At 29.9% G+C, this 9,378-nt stretch carries 8 protein-coding genes; all 8 read left to right on the forward strand.

The features are described from left to right. The coding region (locus KGF50_RS18160) for a diguanylate cyclase (RefSeq protein WP_227849369.1) at window positions 1-828 on the forward strand (828 nt) is incomplete at its 5' end. A 12-nt stretch (window positions 829-840) separates the two neighbouring features. Beyond that, on the forward strand, window positions 841-2,841 hold the full coding sequence (locus KGF50_RS18165; RefSeq protein WP_227849370.1) for a sigma 54-interacting transcriptional regulator: 2,001 nt from the start codon (window positions 841-843) through the stop codon (window positions 2,839-2,841). A gap of 261 nt (window positions 2,842-3,102) precedes the next feature. Then, the gene (locus tag KGF50_RS18170; protein WP_227849371.1) at window positions 3,103-4,362 is read left to right on the forward strand and encodes an aminotransferase class I/II-fold pyridoxal phosphate-dependent enzyme; all 1,260 of its coding nucleotides are present in this window, start codon (window positions 3,103-3,105) and stop codon (window positions 4,360-4,362) included. 60 nt (window positions 4,363-4,422) lie between these two features. Next, window positions 4,423-6,210, forward strand: coding sequence for an indolepyruvate ferredoxin oxidoreductase subunit alpha (gene iorA / locus KGF50_RS18175; RefSeq protein ID WP_227849372.1), 1,788 nt, complete (start codon window positions 4,423-4,425; stop codon window positions 6,208-6,210). A 1-nt stretch (window position 6,211) separates the two neighbouring features. After that, window positions 6,212-6,787 (forward strand): indolepyruvate oxidoreductase subunit beta, encoded by a 576-nt coding sequence (locus KGF50_RS18180; protein ID WP_227432656.1) that lies wholly within the window; start codon window positions 6,212-6,214, stop codon window positions 6,785-6,787. Between the two features lie 53 nt (window positions 6,788-6,840). Beyond that, a complete protein-coding gene (gene buk, locus KGF50_RS18185; RefSeq protein WP_227849373.1) occupies window positions 6,841-7,911 on the forward strand; it encodes a butyrate kinase in 1,071 nt (356 codons plus the stop codon). A gap of 217 nt (window positions 7,912-8,128) precedes the next feature. Beyond that, window positions 8,129-8,830: a hypothetical protein gene (locus tag KGF50_RS18190; RefSeq protein WP_227849374.1), complete on the forward strand. Its 702-nt coding sequence runs from the start codon at window positions 8,129-8,131 to the stop codon at window positions 8,828-8,830. 60 nt (window positions 8,831-8,890) lie between these two features. After that, window positions 8,891-9,378 (forward strand): NUDIX domain-containing protein (locus KGF50_RS18195; RefSeq protein WP_227849375.1); only part of this gene is annotated, 488 nt, incomplete at its 3' end.

Here is a 9,378-nt window from a genome sequence, read left to right on the forward strand (position 1 = left end):
AATTTAGAATTATATATAAAATTTAACAATGTAGATGAAGGAATAAGATATTATTTGCAAGGTTTAAACTTGGTTAAAAAAAGTTCATTAAATCCTAAAAAAATGTCAATATTTTATGGTCTAATAGCAAAAGGATATGAATTGAAAAAAGAGTTCAAACTAGCAATTGAATATTATAAAAGTATGGATTGGTATTCAGATAAGTGGGAAAAAAACAATTCTTATAAAACATCACAAGGTATTCATAAACAATATGAATTAAGGCAAAAACAAGAAAGTTTAAGATTACTTGTAGATGATAATAAGAAATTGGAAAATGATATTTTAACTGATGGACTAACTCGACTATATAATAGAAGATACTTAGAGGAACAATTGAATTTATTCAATGAAGACAGAGATAAAAATATGATGGCAATATTGATTGATATAGATTATTTTAAAAGCTATAATGATAACTATGGTCATCCAGCAGGAGATAAAGTTATAATTAAAGTAACTGACATTATAAAAAATGTATTTATAGATATTACTGAACACATAATTAGATATGGAGGAGAGGAAATTTTAATATTAGTAGATTCTATAAAATCAATAAATGTTGAAGAGATTGATAAGATAGAAATATATATTAAAAGAGTTTTTAAACTTCTTGAATTTGAAGGAATTGAACATATATACTCTAAAATAGAAAATTATGTGACTATAAGTGCTGGAGTAAGTATAAAAAGATGCCGCAGTAGAAAAGATGTCGAGATATTGATTGAAGATGCAGACAAAAACCTATATAAATCCAAAAAAGCAGGTAGAAATCAGTATATACTATAATTTAAAATTGAGGTGATTTTATTGCAAAAGAAGATAGGAATTATAGCCTCTGATATTGAATTAAAAGAAAGAATAGAAGAATTATATAGAGAAGATGTAGAAAATGGAACTATAATAATCGACATACTTAATCTTGATTTAATGGAAAATCAAGGACGTATACTTGTTGAGAAAGGTGCTCAAGCTATAATCGGTAGGGGAGGAGGTTATAGTTTAGTAATAGACACAGTAAGTGTACCTGTAATACCCATGAATATGAAATCAACTGACCTTCTAAGAGCAATAGAAATGGCAAAGAGATATTCTAAAAAAGTAGTATTAATACTTGGAGATAATGAAGTTTCTTTTGATTATGTTGGTTGGAGAAATGTCATAAGTACTGAAATAACTGAAGAATGGTTTGAATCCAAATACGAAATAAGAAGTAAGGTTGTAAAGTATATAGACCAAAAAGATGAAGTTGTAATAGTTGGTGGAGGTTTGGCATGCTCTTTTGCAAGACAATATGGTATTGATAGTGTATTTGCAACTGCCAGTGACGAATCTATAAGAGAAGCTGTTGAGTATTGTAAGAAATTATTAGATACATTAGGCGAGGAAAAGTTTAATAATGAAGTATTGAGAAATATATTAGATGGTATAAAAGATGGAGTAATTGCTATAGATAGTAATGGAAGTATAATTTTATACAATGAAAGTGCAAAAAACATGCTTAAAGTAGAAAGAAAATGTGCACTTAATAAATATATTCTAGATGTATTTCCAAAAATGGGATGGCTATTGGATTGTTTACATGAAAAAGATGATGCAGAAGATAGAAAGATAAGAAATATAAACAACTTGATTGTTAATACTAGAACAACATTAATAAAGGTAGATGATAGCACTTATGGAGTATTAGGAATAATACAAGATATAACTAAACTACAAAATTTAGAAAGAAAAATAAGATTTGATTTAAATCAAAAAGGTCTATATGCCAGATATACTTTTGATGATTTTTTATTTAAAGATAAATTAACTAAGGAATTTATTGAAGAAGCTAAAAAAATTGGGAAAAGTGATTATACAACGCTACTTTATGGAGAAAGTGGGTCTGGTAAAGAAATTATAGCTCATAGTATACATAACATAAGCAAAAGAAAAGATAGGCCTTTTGTGGCTATAAACTGTGCTACTATAGCAGAAAACTTACTTGAAAGTGAGCTTTTTGGATATGAAGAAGGTGCATTTACAGGTGCTAGGAAAGGTGGAAAAAGAGGGCTATTTGAACTCGCTCATGGAGGAACTCTTTTTCTTGATGAAATAAACAGTCTCTCATTTAATATTCAGACAAAACTATTAAGGGTAATAGAGGAACGACAAATAATGAGAATTGGTTCTGACTATATAATACCTTTGGATATTAGAATCATAGCAGCTACTAATGAATCTTTAACAGAAAAAATAGTTATGGGTACATTTAGAGCTGACTTATTTTATAGATTAAGTAGTTTAGAGATAAACATCCCTCCTTTAAGAGATAGAAGGGAAGATATAATACCATTATTTAATAATTTTGTAAATGAAGTTTTAAAGGATGATGGTTTAAATGGAATAAACAGTATAGATGAAAATTTTGCTTTAACTAAGGATGAGATAAATGCGCTGTATAATTATAGTTGGCCTGGAAATGTAAGAGAGCTAAAAACAATAGCTCAAAAGTATGTTGTGACAGGAAAAATTAAATTAAGAAAAGAGCGAAACTTTAAGGCTAAAGAAGTAGTATCTAGTCCTAGTATAGAAGAATTTAATGTTGAAACAACAGCAAGTATGGAAAATACAGATGAAGTTATAGATATAAGTAAGATAAATGATGGTAAAGTAAGTATAGATATAAAAGAAGTAAATAAATATGTTGAAGAAAAAATAATAAGCATGCTTTTTGCTCAGGGGCTTTCTAAAAATGAAGTTGCACAAGTTCTTGGAATAAGTAGAACATCTCTATGGAAAAAATATAATAAAAATATTTAGACATAATTACATATAGATTATTTTGAAGTAATGTTAATTTTTTAAAACGAATGTTAATAAAAATTAACATTATTTTTTTGGGGGATTTTATTTTTTCAGACAAGCACATAGATTTGTAAGAAAAATAACTTAAATACTTAATTTTAGTAGTGAAAAAAATCAGAATTCTAAACAAAAGTAGTTTTATATAAAGTTAAATTTGTTGGCATGCTAATTGCTTAATATAAATGTGAGAGTAAATACAATTTTAGGGGTGATGGTATGAGTCAAAGTATGGTTGGTAAGCATGCAATGTGGCCAAAAGAAAATGATGTTATATTTAGCTTATCTGGAAGAGCTCAAGCAGCAGAAAAAGCTTTAGGCATGGATAATGTAATAAATGCAACAATAGGCGCTCTAATGGATGACTCAGGAAAATTAATAACAATGAAAACTGTATATGATGAATATAAAGCATTGGATAATTGTGACATAGGTGCATATGCAGCTCTTGAAGGTCAGCCAGACTACTTAGAAGCAGTTAAAAAAGTATTTTTCAGAGATTACTTACCAGAAGGACATATAAGAGTATTAGCTTCACCGGGAGGAAGTGGTGCAATAAAACTAGCTGTATGGAATTATACAAATGAAGGCGACGAAGTTTTAACATCTGATTGGTTTTGGAGTCCATATGTTAGTATAGCTGAAGAAGCTAATAGAAAAGTAGTAAACTACCAATTGTTTGATGAAAATAGAAAGTTTAATTTTGATTCATTCAAAGAAAATTTTGTAAATATAGCAGAAAAACAAGGAAGAGTTTTTACAATTATAAATACACCAGCTCACAATCCAACAGGATATAGTGTTGCAGATGATGAGTGGGATAAAATATTAGACTTATCAAAAGAAGTTGCAAAAGATAAAGATAAAAAGATAATATTTTTCGTAGATTCAGCATATATTGACTTTGCAGGCGATGATGATGTATGTAGAAAATTCTTTAAGAAATTTTCTAACTTGCCTGAAAACGTTCTCGTATTAGTTGGTTTTAGTATGTCAAAAGGATTTACAGCTTATGGAATGAGAATGGGAGCTATAATTTGTATATCTTCAAGTGAAGATATAGCTGAAGAGTTCCATTATTCATGTGTTCATTCATGTAGAGCAAACTGGTCAAATTGTAATAGAAGTGCTATGGCAGTCTTATCTAATATTGTAAATGACCCTAAAAAATTCAAAGAATATGAGGACGAAAAAGAAGTATACAAAAAAATGCTGACTAGAAGAGCAGATGTATTTGTAAAAGAAGCTGAAAGAGTAGGATTAGAAATTCTTCCATATATAGCAGGTTTCTTTGTAAGTATACCATGTGATAATCCAAGAGAAGTATGTGAAGAGTTAACTAAACACAATGTATTTGCAATTCCATTGAAAATGGGATTAAGATTTGCAGTTTGTGCAGTTTCAGAAGAAAAATGTAAGAAAGCACCAAGTATTATAAAAGAAGCACTTGAAAGTTTAGAAGTAAAAATAAATAATTAATTTCATTGAACAAATTGGGTGGACTATGAATTTAATAATTGTAGATGGAGGGAATTTTATATGAAACAATTGATGACAGGTAATGAGGCAATTGCACGTGGAGCCTATGAGGCTGGTGTTAAATATGCATCTGCATATCCAGGTACTCCAAGTACAGAAATACTAGAAAATTTAGCAACATATAAAGATGCAATAGTTGCAGAATGGGCTCCAAACGAAAAGGTAGCACTTGAGGCTGCTATAGGGGGTTCAATTGCAGGAGCAAGAACTATGGCTTCTATGAAACATGTTGGTGTAAATGTTGCAGCGGATCCAATATTTACTTATGCATATACAGGCGTAAATGGTGGTATGGTACTTATTACTGCAGATGAACCGGGAATGCATTCATCTCAAAATGAACAAGACAATAGAATGTATGCAAAGTTTGCAAAAATACCTTTATTTGAACCATCAACTAGCCAAGAAGCTAAAGATATGATAAAAGAAGCTTTTGAAGTAAGTGAAAAATATGATACACCAGTTTTATATAGAGTTACAACAAGACTCTGTCACTCAAAAGGTTTAGTAGAGTGCTATGATAGAGAAGAAGTTGAAATTAAAGAGTATGTGAAAAATGCTAAAAAAATGGTTACTGTTCCAGCAAATGCTCAAATAAGAAGAGGCGTTGTTGAAGAGAGAATGGAAACTCTTAAAAAATTCTCAAATGAAACTGACTTAAACTACTATGAAATAAATGATACAAAAATAGGTGTTATAGCTTCAGGTATGTGTTGTAATTTTGCTAAAGAAGTATTTGAAAAAAATGCATCATATATGAAGTTAGGATTTACAAATCCATTACCTTATGAAAAAATAAAAGAATTTGCAGATAAAGTAGATAAAATATATGTAATAGAAGAAAACGACCCATTTATAGAAGAACAAATAAAAGCATATGGAATAGATTGTATTGGAAAAGATGTAATACCTCCATATGGAGAAATGACACCAGATGTTTTAAGAAAAGCTATATTTGGAAAAACAAATGATACTATAGAATATAAAGCTGAATTAGTAACACCAAGACCACCAAGTTTCTGTGCAGGATGTCCACATAGAGGATTCTTCTATGAACTTGGAAAGAGAAAAAATTTAATAATTGGTGGAGATATAGGATGTTATACTCTTGGATTTGCTCCTCCATATAATGGAATAGATTACGTTGTTTGTATGGGTTCTGCTTTTGGAACTGCACATGGTGCTCAAAAAGTTCTTAATATGAAAGAAGGAAATGAAAAGAGATTAGTAGGTGTACTTGGAGATTCAACTTTCTTCCATACAGGAATAAATGGTCTTTTAGATGTAGTTTACAATAGAGGTAACTCTATATCAGTAATATTAGACAATAGAATAACTGGAATGACAGGACATCAAGAAAATCCAGGTTCAGGATATACTTTACAAGGTGATAAAACTAAAGATGTTGACATAGAAGGATTAGTTAAAGCTTGTGGAATAGAACATGTAAGAGTTATAGACCCTAATAATCTAAAAGAAGTAAATGAAGCATTAGATTGGGCTTTAGCTATAGAAGATGAACCATCTGTAATAATTACAAGATGGCCATGTGTACTTAAAAAATTCTCTAAAGAAGATATAGAAGAGTTTAATAATCCATTTAAAACTAAATGTAAGGTTGACCATGATAAGTGTATAGGATGTAAATTATGCTTAAAAACTGGATGTCCAGCACTATCATTTGATAAAGAAAATAAATTATCAAATATAGATAGAAATCAGTGTGTAGGATGTGGAGTATGTTCACAAGTTTGTCCAAAACAAGCAATAGTTAAGGAGGAAAAATAATATGACTAAGAGTATACTTTTGGTAGGTGTAGGAGGTCAAGGAACTATACTTGCTAGTAAATTATTAACTATGGGATTGATGGAAGCTGGATATGATGTAAAAATGAGTGAGATACATGGTATGAGCCAAAGAGGAGGTTCAGTTTCTTCACAAGTTAGATATGGAGATTGTGTTCATTCTCCAGTTATAGAAATCGGAGGAGCAGATATTTTAGTATCTTTTGAAAAGATGGAAGCTTTAAGATGGTTTAATTATTTAAAACCAGAAGGAAAAGCTTTAGTAAATAATCATAGAATAGACTCTATGACTGTTTTAATCGGAGGAGCTGAATATCAAGAAAATGATATAGATGCAGAATTAAATAGACTAAATGCAAAAGTGATAAATGCAGCAGATAAAGCTGAAGAGTTAGGAAATGCAAAGATAATGAATGTTATTTTATTAGGATGTCTAGTTAAATCTATGGAACTAGAGTCTATTGATTGGGAAAAAATTATAAGTGAAAATGTTAAACCAAAATTTGTAGAGCTAAATATAAAAGCTTTCCATGAAGGTATGGAAATGGTTGGCAAATAGTTTATAATATATATAAGATAAACTATAGAAATTAATGTGAAAGGAAGAAAAGTATGACTTATAGAATATTAGCCATAAATCCAGGTTCTACTTCTACAAAAATAGGAGTATATGATGGAGAAGAACAAATTCTTGTGAAGACGATAGACCATCCAGCAGAGGAGATTGCAAAATATAATACAATTCAAGACCAATTTGAAATGCGTAAAAATGCAGTTTTAAGTATTCTTGAAGAAAATAACATAGATTTAAAATCTCTTAGTGCAATAGTTGGAAGAGGCGGAGTTTTACCACCAGTAAAATCAGGAGCATATTTAGTAAATGAAGAAATGATTGATGTACTTAGACATAGACCAGTACTTGAGCATGCTTCAAATTTAGGGGCAGTTGTTGCACATGAAATATCAGAACCACTTGGAATAAACTCATATATCTATGATTCTGTTGCAGTAGATGAACTTATAGATATAGCAAGGGTATCTGGGCTTTGTGGAATGGATAGAGCAAGCACAGGGCATGCGTTAAATACTAGAGCAATGGCTTTAAAATATGCTAAGGATAATGGTAAAGATTATAAGAATTTAAACTTAATAGTAGCTCATATTGGTGGAGGAGTAAGTATTTATCTTCATGAGAAAGGAAGAATGGTTGATATGTTATCTGATGATGAAGGACCATTTTCACCAGAAAGATCAGGAAGAGTTCCTGCTACAAAATTGGTAGCTGCTTGTTATTCAGGTCAATGCTCAGAAAGAGAAATGACTAAAAAGATAAGAGGTAAAGGTGGTATAGTTTCATATTTAAATACTGTAGATGCTAGAGAAGTTGAAAAGATGATAGCAGAAGGAAATGAAGAAGCAAAAATTATTTATGAAGCAATGGCATACCAATTGGCAAAAGGAATTGGAGAATTAGCAACTGTGGTAGATGGAAAAGTTGATGCTATAATTATAACAGGTGGAATTGCATATTCTGAAATGTTTACTTCAATGGTTAAAAAGAGAGTTGAATTTATAGCACCAGTAGAAATTATGGCAGGAGAAAATGAGTTAGAATCACTTGCTTTTGGAACTCTTAGAGTGCTAAATGGAGAAGAAGAAGCTAGAATTTATAGTGAAAATTAATTAAATTAACTAAAAATGTTTAAATATTAGAAAAGTGGTATATCTATTTTTACACTAAAGCTTAGAATATAGGTGAAGACGTGTAAAATATGGATTGCCACTTTTTTTTATGATTGAAATTCTATATTAAAATGATGAAAAATTTTGTAAAATTTTGTACTTATATATATATTTTATTGGTATTTATTGTTATTATTATTATGAGGAGTGATTTTTAATGGGAAAAATTAATTTAAAAAGTATGATAAGGTTGTTTTCAGGTTTTTTTATATTTGCAATTTCTTCTGTGCTTATGATTAATGCACATGTTGGTCTTATGCCTTGGGATGTACTTCATCAAGGTTTATCTATAAAATTAGGCATAACTATAGGTCAGGCATCCATACTTGTAGGTGTTATAATCGTTATATTGGATGCAGTTTTTGGTGAAAATATAGGATGGGGTACGTTGCTAAATATGACATTTATAGGAATTTTCATTGATTTAGTAATATTTTCAGGAGTGATACCTCATGCAAGTAATACTTATATAGGAGTATTCATGGTTGTTATAGGAATCGTCTTAGCTGCTATAGCGAGCTTTTTGTATTTAGGAGTTTGCCTTGGAAGTGGGCCAAGAGATGGTCTTATGATTGCCCTTCAGAAAAAAACTAATAGGTCTGTACGTCTTGTTAGGACAGTTCTTGAGATATTAGCACTTATTGCAGGTTGGCTATTAGGTGGTTCTGTAGGAATTGGTACACTTGTAAGTGCTTTAGGTTTAGGATATGTATTACAAATAGTGTTTAGAATATTTAAATTTGATACAAAATCTCTTAAACATAGATTCATTATAGATGATATAAAAGAATGGAAAGAAAAGAAAAGTGATGCACATAAATGTAAATCAAGCATTGTAATAAAAAATGAACAAAATTAATTGTACTAAAATGTATCTAAATTTTAATTAACTTTATAATGAAAGTAAGGAGATTTGAAAGTGGAATTGTGGGATTTATATAATGCTGATGGAATTAAAACAGGAAATGTTATAGAGCGAGATAATTCTATTGAAGAAGGATATTATCATTTAGCAGTTGAAGTGTGGATTGTAGATAGTAATTCTCAGATTTTAATTCAGAAAAGGTCTGAGAATAAAAAGACACTGCCAAATATATGGGGAATGACAACTGGATGTATTGTTTCTGGAGAAGAAAGTTTAGATGGTGCAATTCGTGAGGCTAAGGAAGAAATAGGAATTGATATATCTAAAGATGAGATAAAGATTTTTAGAAGTATGATTCATGGAGATACTCTTTGGGATGTATATTTAGTTAAAAAAGAGTATGATGTATCAAATGCAATTTTACAAAAAGAAGAAGTAAGTGATATAAAATGGGTAAGTACAAGTGAAATAAGACAATTGTTAAAAGAGGGCTTATTTTTTGAATATCCAGAGATATATGATCTGTCTCTTTATACACATCT

This window comes from Clostridioides sp. ZZV15-6598, from assembly GCF_020657705.1.
Lineage (GTDB): Bacteria > Bacillota > Clostridia > Peptostreptococcales > Peptostreptococcaceae > Clostridioides > Clostridioides difficile_F.